At 71.0% G+C, this 1,092-nt stretch carries 2 protein-coding genes; both read left to right on the forward strand.

Annotation, left to right across the window (positions count from 1 at the left end; genetic code table 11):
• Nucleotides 1-2 precede the first annotated feature (2 nt).
• The gene (gene tolQ / locus FHG66_RS21395; protein ID WP_246082720.1) at nt 3-611 is read left to right on the forward strand and encodes a protein TolQ; all 609 of its coding nucleotides are present in this window, start codon (nt 3-5) and stop codon (nt 609-611) included.
• Between the two features lie 13 nt (nt 612-624).
• Nucleotides 625-1,092: ExbD/TolR family protein (locus FHG66_RS21400; protein ID WP_176556403.1), on the forward strand; the 468-nt coding region annotated here is incomplete at its 3' end.

The raw sequence follows: 1,092 nt of genomic DNA on the forward strand, positions 1-1,092 counted from the left end.
TGGTGGGGCTGGTGTTGGCCTCGGTGTGGTGCTGGGGGGTGATCTTGGACAAGCTGGTGCAGTTCCGGCGGGCGCGGCGGGAGGCTGCGGTGTTTGACCGGGCGTTCTGGTCGGGCGAGCCGCTGGACGGCTTGTTCGAGCAGATCGGGCCCGAGCCCAAGGGGCGCAGCCAGCGCATCTTTGCGGCGGGCATGATCGAGTGGCGCCGCTCGCACCGCGAGGGGGGCGGGCTCATCGCCGGGGCGCAAAGCCGGATCGACCGGAGCATGGACGTGGCCATTGCCAAGGAAGGCGAGGCGCTGGGCCGGGGCTTGCCGGTGCTGGCGACCGTGGGCTCGACGGCGCCGTTCATTGGGCTCTTCGGCACGGTGTGGGGCATCATGAACAGCTTCATCGGCATTGCCGAGTCGCAGAACACCAACCTCGCGGTGGTGGCGCCGGGCATCGCCGAGGCGCTGCTTGCGACGGGGCTGGGGCTCCTGGCGGCCATTCCGGCGGTGATCTTCTACAACAAGCTCAGCGCGGACGCGAACCGGATCGTGGGAGGCTACGAGGCGTTCGCCGACGAGTTCTCGACCATCCTGTCGCGCCAGCTCGACGCCGCGGCCTGAGGGGGAGAAAGCCATGGCCGCAGGCGTCATGAAAGGGCCCGAGCCCGGCTCGCACCGGCGCCGGCGCGCGCGCGGGCGCGCCCAGCCCATGGCCGAGATCAACATCACCCCCTTCGTGGACGTGATGCTGGTGCTCCTGATCATCTTCATGGTGGCCGCGCCGCTCATGACCGTGGGCGTGCCCGTGGAGCTGCCCCAGACCGCTGCCAGCGCCCTGCCCATGGACGAGGAGGAGCCCCTCACCGTCACCGTGACCGACACGGGCGCGCTGCTGATCCAAACGGCGGAAGTGGCCGAGGCCGACCTCGTGCCGCGCCTGCAGGCCATCGCGGCCGAACGCAGCTCCACCCGCATCTACCTGCGCGCCGACGGCCAGAACGCCTGGACGCGGGTGGCCCAGGTCATGGGCGCGCTCAACGCCGGAGGCTTCTCCGACATCGGCCTCGTCACCGACGCCGGAGGCCCCCGCATGGGGGCCCTC

It is taken from the genome of Rubellimicrobium rubrum, from assembly GCF_006152115.1.
Lineage (GTDB): Bacteria > Pseudomonadota > Alphaproteobacteria > Rhodobacterales > Rhodobacteraceae > Rubellimicrobium > Rubellimicrobium rubrum.